Source organism: Trinickia acidisoli (assembly GCF_017315725.1).
GTDB classification, from domain to species: Bacteria; Pseudomonadota; Gammaproteobacteria; order Burkholderiales; family Burkholderiaceae; genus Trinickia; species Trinickia acidisoli.
The window spans coordinates 2,320,367-2,334,765 of sequence record NZ_JAFLRG010000001.1; the positions used below are offsets into that span (position 1 = coordinate 2,320,367).

At 62.6% G+C, this 14,399-nt stretch carries 14 protein-coding genes; 5 read left to right on the plus strand and 9 right to left on the minus strand.

Annotated features, from left to right (window positions below; all coding sequences use genetic code 11):
- Positions 1-83: 83 nt before the first annotated feature.
- The 3 genes from J3485_RS10700 to J3485_RS10710 all read right to left on the minus strand — a co-directional run bounded on the left by J3485_RS10700 (position 84) and on the right by J3485_RS10710 (position 3,425).
- Entirely contained in the window at positions 84-1,253 is a 1,170-nt protein-coding gene (locus J3485_RS10700; protein ID WP_206952440.1) for a porin, read from the minus strand.
- 124 nt (positions 1,254-1,377) lie between these two features.
- Positions 1,378-2,133, minus strand: a complete 756-nt coding sequence (locus J3485_RS10705; RefSeq protein WP_206952441.1) for an SDR family NAD(P)-dependent oxidoreductase — start codon at positions 2,131-2,133, stop codon at positions 1,378-1,380.
- The gene (locus J3485_RS10710) at positions 2,130-3,425 is read right to left on the minus strand and encodes an MFS transporter (protein ID WP_206952442.1); all 1,296 of its coding nucleotides are present in this window, start codon (positions 3,423-3,425) and stop codon (positions 2,130-2,132) included. The genes J3485_RS10705 and J3485_RS10710 overlap by 4 nt, the downstream gene beginning before the upstream one ends.
- 212 nt (positions 3,426-3,637) lie before the next feature.
- Here J3485_RS10710 and J3485_RS10715 point away from each other — a divergent pair, with 212 nt between their 5' ends.
- The gene (locus J3485_RS10715) at positions 3,638-4,375 is read left to right on the plus strand and encodes an FCD domain-containing protein (protein ID WP_206952443.1); all 738 of its coding nucleotides are present in this window, start codon (positions 3,638-3,640) and stop codon (positions 4,373-4,375) included.
- A gap of 105 nt (positions 4,376-4,480) precedes the next feature.
- Entirely contained in the window at positions 4,481-5,866 is a 1,386-nt protein-coding gene (locus J3485_RS10720) for an MmgE/PrpD family protein (RefSeq protein ID WP_206952444.1), read from the plus strand.
- A 77-nt stretch (positions 5,867-5,943) separates the two neighbouring features.
- On the opposite strand, the gene J3485_RS10725 is transcribed toward J3485_RS10720, so the two are convergent.
- The 5 genes from J3485_RS10725 to J3485_RS10745 form a co-directional block, all read right to left on the minus strand.
- The gene (locus tag J3485_RS10725) at positions 5,944-7,263 is read right to left on the minus strand and encodes an MFS transporter (protein WP_206952445.1); all 1,320 of its coding nucleotides are present in this window, start codon (positions 7,261-7,263) and stop codon (positions 5,944-5,946) included.
- Between the two features lie 155 nt (positions 7,264-7,418).
- Entirely contained in the window at positions 7,419-7,850 is a 432-nt protein-coding gene (locus J3485_RS10730; protein ID WP_206952446.1) for a VOC family protein, read from the minus strand.
- Positions 7,851-8,008: 158 nt separating this feature from the next.
- A complete protein-coding gene (locus J3485_RS10735) occupies positions 8,009-8,854 on the minus strand; it encodes a helix-turn-helix domain-containing protein (RefSeq protein ID WP_206952447.1) in 846 nt (281 codons plus the stop codon).
- Positions 8,855-8,891: 37 nt separating this feature from the next.
- Positions 8,892-9,449, minus strand: coding sequence for a carboxymuconolactone decarboxylase family protein (locus J3485_RS10740; protein WP_206952448.1), 558 nt, complete (start codon positions 9,447-9,449; stop codon positions 8,892-8,894).
- A gap of 99 nt (positions 9,450-9,548) precedes the next feature.
- Positions 9,549-10,154, minus strand: coding sequence for a DUF1571 domain-containing protein (locus tag J3485_RS10745; protein WP_206952449.1), 606 nt, complete (start codon positions 10,152-10,154; stop codon positions 9,549-9,551).
- Positions 10,155-10,278: 124 nt separating this feature from the next.
- On the opposite strand from J3485_RS10745, the gene J3485_RS10750 reads away from it, so the two are divergent.
- Complete coding sequence (locus J3485_RS10750) at positions 10,279-10,758, plus strand: SRPBCC family protein (protein WP_206952450.1); 480 nt, start codon at positions 10,279-10,281, stop codon at positions 10,756-10,758.
- 25 nt (positions 10,759-10,783) lie between these two features.
- Here the strand turns inward: J3485_RS10750 and J3485_RS10755 are convergent, their stop codons facing one another.
- Entirely contained in the window at positions 10,784-11,689 is a 906-nt protein-coding gene (locus J3485_RS10755; protein WP_206952451.1) for a LysR family transcriptional regulator, read from the minus strand.
- 200 nt (positions 11,690-11,889) lie between these two features.
- Between J3485_RS10755 and J3485_RS10760 the strand changes: the two genes are divergently transcribed.
- A complete protein-coding gene (locus J3485_RS10760; RefSeq protein WP_206952452.1) occupies positions 11,890-12,780 on the plus strand; it encodes an NAD(P)-dependent oxidoreductase in 891 nt (296 codons plus the stop codon).
- 26 nt (positions 12,781-12,806) lie between these two features.
- Entirely contained in the window at positions 12,807-14,306 is a 1,500-nt protein-coding gene (locus tag J3485_RS10765) for an aldehyde dehydrogenase family protein (protein ID WP_206952453.1), read from the plus strand.
- Positions 14,307-14,399 lie beyond the last annotated feature (93 nt).

The window sequence follows — 14,399 nt, forward strand, 5'->3', positions numbered from 1 at the left end:
TCGGCTGACGACGGCGATAAAAGACATTCACTAGCCCGGCACAAAGAAGAATGCCCGACGGTTCTCCTTCGACCGAATGCCAATCAGAACTTGTGGTGGATCGCGATGCGCACGACGGCCTGATGGTTGTTCGACGAATCGCCAATCCCCCCGATGTCGGCCACCGCCTGCGCGCCGGTCGAACTCGTGCCGCTCGCGCTCTGAACCGTGCCGAGCAGATAAACGTCGGTGCGCTTCGAAAGCGCATAGTCGAACAGCATCGATACTTGGTTGTAGCGCTGATCGCCAAGCTCGCCTCGCACGGCGTTGCCCTTCGTATAGTTGTATTCGATACCGGCCGAAAGCGCGGTCGTGAACTGGTAGAGCGCGTTGACCTCATAGCTGTTGAATACCGCGGTCGCGCCGTCGAATGCGCCGATGTTCTGATAGCGCGTATTCGAATACACGGCACCCAGCACCGCCGCGCCGATCTTGTAGTTGCCGCCCACGGTGAAGATCTGCAGCGAGTTTGCCGGATCGGTGCCGAGGTAGCCCGAATTCAAGGAGCCGAACGTCGCGGCGGAGGCATTGCTATTGAGAATCGCACCCGTCGCCGCAGGATTCTTGAAGAACTCATACGCCGCGCCGACGCCGAGCGGCCCTCGCGCATAATTCGCGCCCAGCGAATAGCCGCTGCTCTGAGAGATTTGACCAGGCACGCCGCCAAGCGTAACGGTGCCGCCGAACGTCAGTCCGCTTAGATTCACGCTCGCGTACTTGATGGTGCTGTTCGTGCGGTACGTGTGATTGACGTTGTCGAGATCGCCGGGATGCTCGGTCGTCGAACCGCCATAAGCCGCCGCGAAACCGTATAGGCCCACGTAATCGTTGATGCTGTCGTACTGGCGTCCGAGCGTGACGGTTCCGAACTGGCGGCTCGCGAGTCCCACGTAGGCCTGGCGTCCGAACGCGGTGCCGCCCTGGCCGAACTGGCCCGTGCTCACGTTGAATCCCGATTCGAGCCGGAAGATCGTAGAAAGACCGCCTCCGAGGTCCTCGTCGCCCTTGATCCCCCAGCGGCTGCCTTGCGTGCCCGCGTTCGAATCGATAGAGAACTGCCTGCCGCCGACGTTGTGCCCGTTGACCGTGTTCTTCGCGTTGGTGTTGATCATGACGCCTTCGTCGACGATGCCGTACAGCGTTACGCTGCTCTGCGCATAAGCCGACCCCGCTATCAGGCCCAACGCGGGCAATGTCCACAGTGCTTTTTTCATCGATGTCTCCGTTATGAGTTGACGAATGGATTCAACTTCTATTGATTAGGACAACTAAACAAATGAAGACCGCAGCGTCCGTATGCAATTGGCTATGGCTATCGAGCGAGCCGCCGCGCGAGCGTCAACCTAGGAAGGCGCCCCCGTTCGCGTGAATGACCTGGCCCGTCATGTAGCGCGCCTTGTCACTGCAGAGGAAACCCACGAGCGCAGCCACCTCTTCGGGCTGGCCGCGCCGGCCGAGCAGCGTCGTGCGATGCGCGTGGTGCGCCGGCTCGCGAGTGCCGGCCGCCCCGCCGCGCTGCGTGTCGATGAGGCCGGGCACGACGCAATTCACGGTGATGCCATCGGGCGCGAGATCGCACGCGAGCGCGCGCGTGAGGCCCACGAGTCCGGCCTTCGCGGCAATCACGTGCGCCCGCCCGCTCGATCCCGCGTGCGCCGACATGCCGCCGATGTTGACGATCGCGCCCGCACCGGCCGCGCGCAAATGCGGCAACGCCGCATGCGCGCAGAGATAAGCGCCATCGAGAATGACGGCCATGACTTCGCGCCACTGTGTCCAATCGAGTTCGTCGAACGACACCTCGCGCCGCAGCGCGGCGTTGTTCACGAGCAGATCGATGCGGCCAAAGCGGCGCACCGCGGCGTCCATCAGCGCCTGCGCCCCCTCGGGCGTGCTCACGTCGGCAAGCTCGACCGCGGCGCGGCCACCCGCGGCCTCGATCTCGTGGACGACGCCGGCGGCCTCGTCGAAGGAACTTCGAGCGTTCACGACGACCGTGGTGCCGGCGCCAGCCAGTTCGAGCGCGATGGCTCGTCCGATGTTGCGCGCCGCACCGGTAACGACGGCGACGCGTTCGAGCGATCCTGAATTCATGAGTGTGCCCCTAGGGTGTCAGTGCGAGCGGAGGTGTCTCGGCTAACGTCGAGCGGCCGGTCGGGCCGGATCCAGAACGCAAGCCCGATGCCGATCAGCAGGAGGCCGATCGATATCATGAACGGCAGACGATAGCTGCCGGTCAGGTCGGTGACGATGCCGAACGCGAGCGGCGAGACGATGGCGGCGAGCCCCGCTGCCGTGCTCACGAAACCGCTCGCGACGCCTGCGAAGGCCGGTGCGATATCCATCGGCACGGCCCAGATCGGCCCTTCGGTCGATTCGAGGCAGAACAGCGCGGCGGCGAGGCATAGCGAGATGATCGTCGGGTTCTTGATGAAGAACACGCCGGAGAGGAACAGGAGCGAACCGAAAAAGCCGCAAATGATCACATTGCGACGCGCGCGATTCAGATTGCCGGTACGGCGATAGATCGCGTCGGTCAGCACGCCTCCCGCCGCATCGCCGATCACGCCCGCGAGAAACACGCCCGACGTGAACAGCGCCGAATGCTTCAAATCGATGCCGTACTGACCGACGAAGAAGCTCGGCAGCCAACTCAGATAGAGCCAGAGCGTCCACGCATGGCAGAAGAACACGAGCGTCACGGGCATGATGCGGCGCACGAGCGGCCACCACGGCACCCCCGTGCGATGGCGCGGCCCCGCGTAGCGCAGCAGCGTGGCGATCTGCTCAGGCGTCACGCCTTTGTGCGTGCGCGGATCGTCACGGAAATAGAGCCACCAGGCGGCGACCCACCCGAGGCTTACGCAGCCCAGCGTAATGAACGTCCCGCGCCAGCCCAGCAGCGGAATCATCGCGACGACGAGGGGCGGTGTGATCGCGGCGGCCGCGCGCGCCGACGAATGCGTGAAGCCCTGCGCGAAGCCGCGCTGCCCGCCCGGTACCCAATTGGCCATGGCTCGCGTGGCGTTGGGGATCGTGCCTGCCTCGCCCAGCCCCACGCACATCCGCGCAAACACCAGCGAACCTAGACCACCGACGACGCCGGTTGCGATGGAGCCGATCGCCCAGAGCAACCCCGATATCGCCAGCATGCGCCGCGGCCCGATGCGGTCGCCGAGGTAGCCGTTGATGATTTGGAATGTCGCATAACAGTAGCCGAACGCGGACAACGCAACGCCAAGTTCGGTATTGCTCAGATGCAATGTCCGTTTCAACACCGGCGCGGCAATCGAGAGATTCACGCGATCGATGTACTCGATGAAGTACATCAGGCAAAGGAGCATGAAGACGCGGCCCGGCGCACCTCGAAAAAGCGTAGCTTTCATCGCGCTCCTTCACTGCGAATACGACACTGCATTGATTGTCTCCATGAAGCGAACCGTATTATGAATATTGTCGACAATACGCAAGATTTCGCGACTCGCGATGACCCTTGCCTTGCGTTCTGCCCTGCGAGGAAGTATATTGTCGACAATACTCAATACGCAAGCGCTCGTGTAAAATTCTTTTCATCGCCTCCCTCACTGACCCGACCGCCATGCAACGCGCTGCCAACTCGCTTGAACTGCTCCGCTCCGTCACCTTGTCGGGCCTCGTCCAGGAGGAAATCCTGCGCCGCATCAAAGCAGGCGAGCTTCAAGCCGGGATGAAGCTGAACGAAATGGACCTCGCGGAGCACCTCAAGATCAGCCGCAGCCCTGTTCGCGAAGCGTTTCGCGCGCTGGAGGAAGCGGGACTCGTCTGGCTCGAGAAGAACCGAGGCGTCTATATCCGCGAGATTTCCGAGGCGGAAGCCGCCGAACTCTATGAAGTGCGGGCGGGCCTCGACGAAATGGCGGGCCGGCGCCTGGCTCCCGTCATCACAGACGAAGAACTCGACGAGTTGCGCGGCATGCTCGATAGACTCGAGGCAAGCTCGAAGGAAGGCGAGCTCAACGACTACTTCTCGCTGAACATCGCCTTTCACGACCGGCTCGTCGAACTGGCTGGCAACGCGACGATGCTCGCGCTCTATCGTCAGGTCATCAACCGCATGCATTTGCTGCGCCGGCGCGGCTTTTCGCTCGCGGGCAGCTCGCACGCTTCGCACGACGAGCACCGCAAGATTCTCGAAGCGCTCGCCGCGCGCGACCCCGAAGCGGTCGCGCGCACGATGCGCGAGCATATCGAGGCCGGTTATCACCGCGCACGCACGGCTGGTAGGGGGCACGAGGCGGTCGAGCCGCCCGCCGCGCTCGCCAACACCACGCCCGACAGTTCAGGGCAGCCCCGCTGAATCACGCGCCGGCGCAACGCGCGTCGCGCACAACGCCGCCCGTTGGCCGCATCGCGGCGTAGCGGGCCGTTTTCTTCGTAGACGCCTACCGGAGTGAGATAGCTGATGAACACGAGTCGTCCCCCAGAAATAATCAGTACTGCTAATCAAATTGGCCGATGGATCGCCTCGATAGAGGCCCCCGCCCTACCGCCCGCGGCCGTCGAGACAGCGCGCCGTTTGCTGCTCGACGTAATGGGCTTGTGTATCGCCGGGCGTGGCGAGCCCTACATCCGCGCCACGCTGAGCGCTACCGATCATGGCGGTGCCTGCACGGCGCTCGGCCATGTCGGCAGCTTCAATGCTTACGACGCGGCGCTCGTCAACGGCACGGCCGCGCACGGCGAGGATTACGACGACACGTTCGAAGGCGGCCCCGTGCATTCGGGCGCGGTGGTCGTGCCCGCCGTGCTCGCGGCATGCGAACGCGAAGGACTGGGCGGCGACGCGCTGCTGCGGGGCATCGCGGTCGGCGCCGAGTTGATGTGCCGGCTGAGCCTCGTGGCGCCGCGCGCAATCCACTCGGCGGGCTTTCATCCGACCGCCGTGATCGGTGCGCTCGCCGCGGCGGCCGGCGTATCGGCGGCGCTGCGGCTCGACGCGCACACGGCCACTTCGGCGCTCGGCATTGCGGGCAGCATGGCGTCGGGCATCATCGAATACCTCGCAGAAGGCACGTCCACCAAGCGCATGCACGCGGGCTGGGCGGCGCAATCCGGCATTCGCGCCGCGCGGATGGCCCGGGGCGGCTTCGATGGCCCGCGCACCGTGCTCGAAGGCAAGCACGGCTTCTTCAAGGCGTTCGCCCCTTCGCGCGCGCCCGACTTCGCGCCCGTGCTCGACACGCTCGGTAAGACTTGGATCATGGAGACGATCGCGTTCAAGCCCTATGCCTGCGGGACCATGACGCAGCCTTACATCGACTGCGCAATCGCCCTCGCCGAGCGCGGAGTGCGGGCCGAGCAGATTCGCGAGATCGTTTGCGACGTGGGCGAAGGCACCGTGCATCGGCTGTGGGAAGATCTCGCGGTAAAACATCGGCCTCCCACGGCGTACGCCGCGAAGTTCAGCACGCCGTTCTGCATGGCCGTCGGCTTCTTCGACGGCAAAGCGGGATTTGGTCAGTTCACGGAAGCACGTATTCGCGATGCCGCCGTGCTCTCGCTCGCGGCGAAGATCCGCTATCGGATCGACCCGGACAACGCGTATCCGACGAACTTCACCGGGCACCTGTGTGCGACGCTTTTTGACGGCAGCGTGCATGAACTTCATCAACCGCACATGCGCGGCGGCGCACACGAGCCGCTCTCCAAAGACGAACTGAGCGCGAAATTCCTCGACAACATGCGTTACGGCGGCTGGGACACTGTTCGCGCCGAGACCGCGAGGATCTGGTGCGAAGACGCTTTCAACGAAGCGACGTTCGACAAGCTCACGCAGTTCCGACAATAAGCGCGTCATGCGCTGCCTTCGGGCGGCGGCGCTTCCCATCGCGGGCGCGGGCGCAACCGCCGCCCGCACGCCACCGCTTATGAAGCGTCCAACCGCGGTGCCAGTGCGCTCGATGGGTGCTGCGCACCGGCGCTTTCCGGCTCGCCGAGGTACGGACGGTCGGGGCGAATCCAATGCGCGGCGATCGGCCCGAGTACGAGAAAGAAGATCGACAGCGCGAATACCGGGTGCCACGAATGCGTGAGATCGACGAGCCAGCCAACCAGCGGCGGCGACACCGACGCCGCGATACCGAGGCCCGTATTCATGATGCTGCTGGAGGTTGCCGCGTGATTGGGTGCGAGGTCCATCGCCACGGCCCACAGTGGCGCCGTCACGAATTCGGAGAGAAACAGCGCAGCGGCGAGCAGGCCACCCGCGGCAGTCGCCGAAGGGTGCAAGAACATCGGCGCGAAGAACAGGATCGGCGCGAGAAATCCCACCGTGATCAAAGTCTGACGCGAGCGTCGAATATTGCCGGTGCGCTTGAGCAGCAAATCGCTCAGCGAACCGCCGAGCGTCGTTCCCACCACGCCGCCCAGAAAAATGCCCGAGCTGAAGAGCGCCGAATGGCGGATGTTCAGATGATAGGCCTGAGCGAAAAACAACGGCATCCAGTTCAGGAAGAACCACAGAATCCAGCCGTGGCAGAAACTCACGACAGTCGCGGGCCAGAGCGCACGCAAGAGCGGCTTCCAGCGCATCGGTACGCTTGCTTTGCCGACCTTCGCGGGCAGCCGCGCGATTTCCTCGGCCGTCATGGCGGGATGATCGGCGGGATCGTCTCGGTAATACCAACTCCAAAGCACGACCCACGCGAGACTCGCTACGCCGAGAATGACGAACGCGGCGTGCCAAGACAACGCACCGATAAGGGCCGCGATAAGAATGGGCGTCGAGGCGTTGCCCAAACGCGCGCACGCATGCGTGATGCCTTGCGCGAAGCCGCGTTGCTCAGGTTTCATCCACGCCGTGAGCGCCCGCGCCGATGTTGGCACGATCGGGCTTTCGCCGAGACCGACGACGAAGCGCGCCAACACCAGCGTGAAAAAACCGCCCGCGAGGCCCGTGAGCAGCGTGCCGACGCCCCAGAGCACACCGCAGATCGCGAGCATTCTGCGCGCGCCGAGCCGGTCGCCAATGAAGCCGCCCGGAATCATTGCCAATGCGTAGGTGAAGGCGAATGCCGAAAACACGAGCCCGAGTTGGGCGTCGCTCAGTTTCAGATCGCGCCGAATCGCGAGTGCGGCCGTGGAAATATTCGTGCGGTCCACGTACATCAGGAACGACATCATACAAAGCACGATCAAGACGCCGTTCGTGGCGCTCAACCGTCTCGCGGAGCGAGTGGCTGCCATCGTCTGTCTCCTGTCGAGGGAACTTACGCACTTCGGTGCTCAAGTCCCATCCCATCCAAGGCGTGCGCGCCACTTCGTGAAGCGCGTCATTACGGCTGGCTGCGTGCTGTTTTCGGTGTGATTGTGACGCGAGCCAGCGTGCGGAGAACCCGCTTTTATTCGAGCACTTCCCCATGTACGCCGGCCGCCAGCGTGCCCTTCTCCCAGCGCTTCATCGGCACGACCTCGACGACGGGACCACTCGGCGAGCGAAACTTCACCGGCAGATGCCCGGGCTCGGTGAGGATTTGGCCCCCGTTCGCTTTGATCTGCTCGACGAAGGCATCGAGATCCTCCACCTCCATGCCGATGTGATGAATGCACGGCGCCGGGCCGGCGAAATCGGCTTCATCCGAATTCGCGGACTCGTAGTGGATCAAGGTCAGATCCATGTAACCGTCGGTGAGGTGATGCGAGATGTGGTCGCCGTGCACGCCCTTGCGGCGGACGGTGTTGACGTGGTTGTAGCCAAACACGTTCTCGTAGAACGCACGCTCCGCCTCGACGTCTTCGACCTTGAACGCGATGTGCTTGATGAAATTCGGCATCGATATCTCTCCTATGGGTAGCGCGCGGGATGAGGTCCGGCGATGGAGGCAGTCTAGAACCGTGCCTCACCCATGTCAATCGAATCATTCGAATGATTCGATTGACTGCATGAACGCAAAACGAACGCATCGTGAAGAGAGACCGCAATGCAAACGGCTCAGCGATGTCGTGAATGTGCGGTCAGCAACCGCTGATGGCGTACTTCGGTTTCGTCATCGGCGGGGAACATGCATTCCAGGCGGAGTTCCTGCGCCGCAACGTTTTGCGGTGCGCCAACGGTCGTGATCATCGAAAAATAGCGAAGCACGACGCCCTCGCTGACGAAACCCAGTGGAATGACGGGCATCGTGGCGGCTCCGGACGGTACAGGATGCGCCTTCCAATCGTGCGGCACGTCGGGATAAGCAAGCAGTTCGTCGAGCAGGCGCTCGGTACCCGCATCAGCCACACGACCGACCGATTCGCGATACACACGTTGCAGCAAGCTTCGCGACACCACGTCCCAGTCGGCCACGAACGGGCGCATCCCCTGTGGATCGAAGATCAGATGCAGCATGTTGCGCGGGCCTTCGCGCGCAGCCATGTCGATGAAACAGTCGAAGAAGCGCGGCGCCGCCTCATTGGTCATCAGAACGTTCCAGTGCCGATCCATCACGATCGCCGGAAACGGCTCATGCTGGCGAACGACGCGTTCGAGCGCGCGGATGACGCTATGCATCTCCTGTGCGTTCCACGGCGCCTCGGAATACATAGGCGCATAGCCCGCGGCGAGCAGCAAGGCATTGCGCTCGCGCAGCGGTACGTCGAGCGTCTGCGCAAGGGTCAGCAGCGTATCCCGGCCGGGCACGCTGCGCCCGCTTTCAATGAAGCTGATCTGACGCTGCGAAACGCCGGCCTCGAGCGACAGATCGAGTTGACTCACGCCACGCACGTCGCGCCAATAACGCAGCAAATCACCGAGTTCGCTCGGCAGCGCTTTCGGATCGGGACGGGTGGCGTTCATCAAATTTTCCTAATCGAAGTGAGCTAAAACAAAAGACTCAGGGGGTAGGCGCATGCCAGGCGAACTCTTCGAACTGCGCTTCGAGCGGCGGCTGGGTCACGCTGCTCGTGTAGTTCGTGATCGCCGATGCAGCAACGACCGCAATGACCTCGAGCACTTGCTCGGCGCTGAACCCTGCGTCCAAGAAGCGCTTTTGGTCGGATTCAGCCAGACGGCCACGCTTTTCTATCAGCGTGCGCGCCAACAACGATAGTGCGGCCAGTTCGGCATCATTGGGCAGGCGGCCGGCGCGGATCGCGTCGACGTCGGCCGAATGCACGCCCGCGTTCAACGCGAGTGCCGTATGAAACGCGGCCGGCCATACGCTGGCGTTCGTGACCGCGTTGGTCAGCAATAGCGTCTGAATCTGCGGCTCGGTCAGACTGCTCGCATGCGCCTGCTCGAACAGCCCGATGAAACCGTTGATCAGCACCGGCGATGAAGCCATCTTGGCCGCGATGTTCGGGATCATGCCGAACGTGAGTTGCAGTTGTTGGAGCACTGCCTTCGATTGCGTGGGGGCGGATTCGATCGTGTGAATGGGATAGGTAGACATGGTGTCTCCGTGGCGGTGAGCGCTACCGGGATGGCGGCGCGACAACCGAAGATTAGAGGCGCTCGTTTCTCGCGCCAATTACATCCCATGTAATCATCGCTAGCCAAACGGCTCGAGCTGCAACCCCGGCACGTCGATGCGCAAGTCCTCCATCAGCACCGTTTCGATCGGCTCGCGCGACGCGCCCTCGCTCACGACCTTGACGGGCAACCCATGGCTCGCATCGAACCACAACTCATAGCGGAACACGCCGATCACTTCGTGCGCGGACTGGCGCGTCACGACCACATGAGATGCTCGGCGCATGCCGATGGTCTCAACGCCGACGATCTGCGTGTCGCCATGCCGTTGAAGCTCGCGGACATTGACGAGCAATGCGCCAATATCGGATCTGTCGACGCGACGCCCCTGCGGACCTTGGATCAGGCGGCTATCGGGGCTCAGCACGAGCCTCGGAAATGTGTCGACACCGAATGGCCAGAGCGTGACTTTCCGCGTCTCAGGGCTGTAGACGAGTGTCGCGCCGGCATGTGGACGGATGAAATCCATCCGCACGAAGCCCGGCTTACGGTAGGCATAAAGCACCTCGACCGGTTCGGCTCCCGCCGATGTCGATTTCAGCGTGACCTGATAGTTTGCGAGCGCATCGAAACGTGCCTGCGCATCGGCAACGAAATCCCGGCCCGGAAATGGCGTATCCGTCATCGCCTCCTATACTCGAACAACATCGGACGTGAATGATGCGTGATTCTGGCGCACCGCTTCGTACCGCGCAATGCGTGCGCGAACGGTACGCATACACGGGGCCGTTATAAGGAGGAAAAGAACAATGGCGGATTTCCGTTTGACCACCTTGTGGTGCATCGAGGCGCCGGTGCAGGCCGTGTGGGACGCGATCCACGATTCCGTTCATTGGCCGACGTGGTGGACGAATGTCGAAACGGTGCGGGAGTTGCAGGCGGGCGCGATCGATGGTCTGGGCGCCGTGCATCGCTATACGTGGAAGGGTGTGCTGCCCTACCGTGTGGTCATCGACGTGCGCGTCACACGCGTCGCGCCGCTCGTTGCACTGGAGGGAGAGGCCCGCGGCGCGCTGGAAGGCGTGGGCCGCTGGCATTTCGAAGCCGACGGCGGGCGAACCGTAGTGCGCTACGACTGGCATGTCAAGACGGCCACTGCCTGGATGAACGTGGTGGCGCTCGTGCCGCTCGCGCGGTTGGCATTCCGCTGGAATCACGATTCGATCATGCGCGAAGGCGGCGCGGCGCTCGCGCGCCTGCTCGATGCGCGGCTTGTCGATATCGAATAGCAAGGATGGTCGCAAGACACACCTACTACGTGCACTCGCCGGCGGCGACGGCGAGTGCATCGAGTACGGCTGCCACCGCGGGTCGCTTCGCGGTCCCATTGGGCAGCGCGACGAAGACCCGCCGGTTCAGCACCGGATCGATCGGAATGATCGCGAAGTCGCGGTCATTCTCCACGTGTCGCAATGCCAGCCGAGGAAGCACCGCGACTGCGCATCCCGTTCTGACCATCTCGAGCGTCACCGCCGTGTTGCGGCTACTCGTCGTCACCTTGGGCGTGAAGCCGCCTGCAAAGCATGCGTTTAGAAGAAACGTATGGTACGTTGCCGCGGACTGATTCAACGCCCAACGCTCGTGCGCGAGATCGGATAGTTCGATGGACTTCCGTCCGGCGAGTTTATGCTGGACGGAAACTACCGCGTCGAAGTGATCGACGCACAAAGGGCGAAACTCCAGCACGTTGGCTAGCGCTTCCGCACTGACCAGATCATCGACGATCGCGATGTCCGTCTGCTTCGCAGCAGCGGCACGCAACCCTTCCGACGGCTCCAGTTCCGTGAATACGACGCTCAGTTGAGGATGTTCGTCGAGCAGTTGCTTGACAGCGATCGGTACAACGCTGCTGGCTAGCGACCCAAACGCCGACATTCGCACTTCGCCGCTGACTTCGGCGTTCGCGGCGGCCACCTCCGCCTCGATGTCCTCCACGATCGCAAACAAATCCGTCGCTCGCACAACGAGCCGGCGCCCCGCCGGCGTGAGCTGCACGCCTCTGCCCGAGCGCTCGATCAGTGCCGTTTCGAGCTCCTCTTCCAGCAGTCCGAGCTGCTGCGAGACAGCCGGACGCGTGAGATGTACAGCCTCGGCAACGGCTGAAATAGTGCCAAGGACAGACAGCTCATGCAGCAAACGAAGGCGACTGAGGTTAAGCATGACGAGCTCCTCATCTATGTGCGCAAATGGTAATCAAAATTTACGCATACCGTCACAAACTGTCGTCTTTTTTTCCCCAAGCCAGCTCCCTATAGTCACATCACAGGGACGCAAATCGCTGCCCGACAGATGATTGGCCGCTCGGCCTGCCGCTCGAGCGTGCAGGTCGACTCATTGGAATGGGTTGGAGGAAAGCTCAAATGAAGGTTGCATTTATCGGTGTAGGTCGCATGGGCGGCAGGATGGCTGCCCGCCTCGTCGCAGCGGGCCATCAGGTACGCGTGTTCGACCCCAGCCAAGCGGCAGTCGACGCGCTCGTATCGAAAGGTGCATTCGCGGCAAAGAGTCCGGCCGACGCGGCGCTCGACGCGAAGCGCATCCTGCTCAGCCTTCCGAGTCCGAAGACGCTGCGCGATGCAGTGACGGGTACGGACGGCGTACTCGAAACCGCATCGGAAGGCGCAATCATCGTGGACTTCAGCACGGTCGATCCCGCGACCACGAAGGAAATCGCCTCGGCTGCGACGGAAAGGAAGGTGTCTTTCGTCGACTCGCCTGTTAGTGGCGGCATTGCCGGCGCGGAGAACGGCAAGCTGGTCTTGATGGTCGGCGGTCAAGCTGCCGTCCTCGAACAACTGAAGCCGATCTTCGACGTATTGGCGGGCCGCGTCGTTCATTGCGGCGGCATCGGCGCTGGGCAGTTGACCAAGCTCAGCCACAACCTGCTCACCGCAATCAATACCGTAGCGCTGGGTGAAGTACTGACTGCAAGCGTGAAGGCAGGCGCGAAACTCGACGTGCTGTGCGACGTGCTCACTGCCGGCCTTGCGGGCAGCAAGATGCTCGACTATCTGCCCAAGACGCTCTTCACGGCCGAGCGTCCTGCCAACTTTGCGATCGACCTCATGCATAAGGACATCAAGCTGTGCCTCGACGAGTTCTCGAATCTGCCGATGCCCCTCGGCCAACTCGTTCTCCAGACCTACAACGCCGCGCGCGCCAAGGGGTTGGGCTGCAAGGATTCCACGAGCGTCAACGAGATCTATGAAGAGTTGCTCGGCGTTCGGTTGAGCTTGCCGGCTGCCCAGTAACTGCTCAGGACACTGAAGGAAACACCGTGAATATCCGTACCGATAATCTCAACGCCGAAGTCGTCCTGCCGAAGGCGGGAATCACTGGCCTTCTCATCAACAACGAATGGCGCACGCCAGCCAACGGCAAGACACTCGACGTCGAGAATCCATCGCGACGCGAAACGTTGGCCACGATTGGCGCGAGCGACGCCGACGACGTGAATGCTGCCGTCGCCGCGGCTGTTGCGGCATTCCCGAAATGGCGCCGCCTCGCATCTCGTGCTCGCGGCGCGCTGCTGACCGAACTCGGCAATCGCGTGACCACCAATGCCGAGGAAATCGCTCGCGTTCTCGCCGCGGAAAGCGGCAACGCGCTACGTACGCAAAGCCGGCCGGAAGTACTGGGCGCTGCCGAAGTGCTGCGCTATTACGGAGGCGTGATTGCCGAGCAAAAGGGCGAGACCTTGCCGCTAGGCCCAGGTCTTTTCAGTTACTCGACACGTGAGCCGCTCGGTGTCGTCGGTGCAATCATTCCCTGGAACTCACCCGTCGTGCTGGCGGCCGTAAAAATCGGTATGGCGCTGGGCACGGGCAATACCCTCGTGCTGAAACCTGCCGAAGACGCCCCGCTGGCCGTCATCAAGATTGCCGAACTCGCAACCGGCCTTTTTCCGACGGGCGTATTCAACGTCGTGACCGGTACCGGCATCGACGCCGGCGCACCGCTCGCCGCGCACCGTCGCGTCGCGAAAGTATCGTTCACGGGATCGCTCGAAGTCGGCAAGTTGGTCGGGCATGCCGTCGCGGACCGCATCGGTCATGCGACGCTTGAACTTGGCGGCAAGAGCCCGTGCATCGTTTATCCCGATGCGGCTACGCCCGCCTACATCGATGCGACCGTAACGGGAATCATCAATGCAATGCGTTTCGCTCGTCAGGGGCAATCGTGCACGGCGGGCTCCCGCCTATATGTCCACAAGGACGTGTGGGATGGCGTGATGAATAGATTGGTGGCTAGGGTCAAGGAGTTGAAGATTGGCGACGCACTGGATGAGTCCAGCGACATCGGCGCAATCATCAATGCGGAACGCTATTCGGAAGTGCGCGCGTTCATCAAGGAAGCCGTCGACGCCGGGGCGCATATGCTCACGGGCTCGCTCCCGCCTGCGCTCGACGATGCCAAAGGCTTCTTCCCTGAACCGGTCATCTTCGCACAGGTGGACAACAACTGGCGCGTGGCTCGCGAGGAGGTGTTCGGCCCGGTGCTCGTCGCCATCCCGTGGTCGGATGAAGACGAAGTGATCCAGTGGGCAAACGACACCGTATACGGCCTTGCCGCTTATGTCTTCACCAACGATATCGCGACGGCGCTCAAAGCAACGGAACGAATCGATGCGGGCTGGCTGCAGGTCAATCGCGCGGGCGGCCAAATTCCCGGCATGTCTTATGGTGGCGCCAAGCAAAGCGGGATCGGAGCCGAGTACTCCATCGAGGGAGCGCTCGAGGCCTATACCTCGCGCAAGAGCGTGACGATCAACGTTTGACGAACGCCGCACAAGAAGTGGGGCGGTGTCGTGGTTCGTCGTCGCCGCAGCGTTCGTTGCGCTCGTTACGCTCGTATGCGCCCTGCTCGTCGA

Excerpts from the sequence above, each read along its gene's own strand:
- J3485_RS10700 (WP_206952440.1), bottom strand. The coding sequence starts at position 1,253 with ATGAAAAAAGCACTGTGGACATTGCCCGCGTTGGGCCTGATAGCGGGG.
- J3485_RS10715 (WP_206952443.1), top strand. The coding sequence starts at position 3,638 with ATGCAACGCGCTGCCAACTCGCTTGAACTGCTCCGCTCCGTCACCTTG.
- J3485_RS10725 (WP_206952445.1), bottom strand. The coding sequence starts at position 7,263 with ATGGCAGCCACTCGCTCCGCGAGACGGTTGAGCGCCACGAACGGCGTC.
- J3485_RS10760 (WP_206952452.1), top strand. The coding sequence starts at position 11,890 with ATGAAGGTTGCATTTATCGGTGTAGGTCGCATGGGCGGCAGGATGGCT.
- J3485_RS10755 (WP_206952451.1), bottom strand. The coding sequence starts at position 11,689 with ATGCTTAACCTCAGTCGCCTTCGTTTGCTGCATGAGCTGTCTGTCCTT.
- J3485_RS10720 (WP_206952444.1), top strand. The coding sequence starts at position 4,481 with ATGAACACGAGTCGTCCCCCAGAAATAATCAGTACTGCTAATCAAATT.
- J3485_RS10705 (WP_206952441.1), bottom strand. The coding sequence starts at position 2,133 with ATGAATTCAGGATCGCTCGAACGCGTCGCCGTCGTTACCGGTGCGGCG.
- J3485_RS10730 (WP_206952446.1), bottom strand. The coding sequence starts at position 7,850 with ATGCCGAATTTCATCAAGCACATCGCGTTCAAGGTCGAAGACGTCGAG.
- J3485_RS10735 (WP_206952447.1), bottom strand. The coding sequence starts at position 8,854 with ATGAACGCCACCCGTCCCGATCCGAAAGCGCTGCCGAGCGAACTCGGT.
- J3485_RS10750 (WP_206952450.1), top strand. The coding sequence starts at position 10,279 with ATGGCGGATTTCCGTTTGACCACCTTGTGGTGCATCGAGGCGCCGGTG.
- J3485_RS10745 (WP_206952449.1), bottom strand. The coding sequence starts at position 10,154 with ATGACGGATACGCCATTTCCGGGCCGGGATTTCGTTGCCGATGCGCAG.
- J3485_RS10740 (WP_206952448.1), bottom strand. The coding sequence starts at position 9,449 with ATGTCTACCTATCCCATTCACACGATCGAATCCGCCCCCACGCAATCG.
- J3485_RS10710 (WP_206952442.1), bottom strand. The coding sequence starts at position 3,425 with ATGAAAGCTACGCTTTTTCGAGGTGCGCCGGGCCGCGTCTTCATGCTC.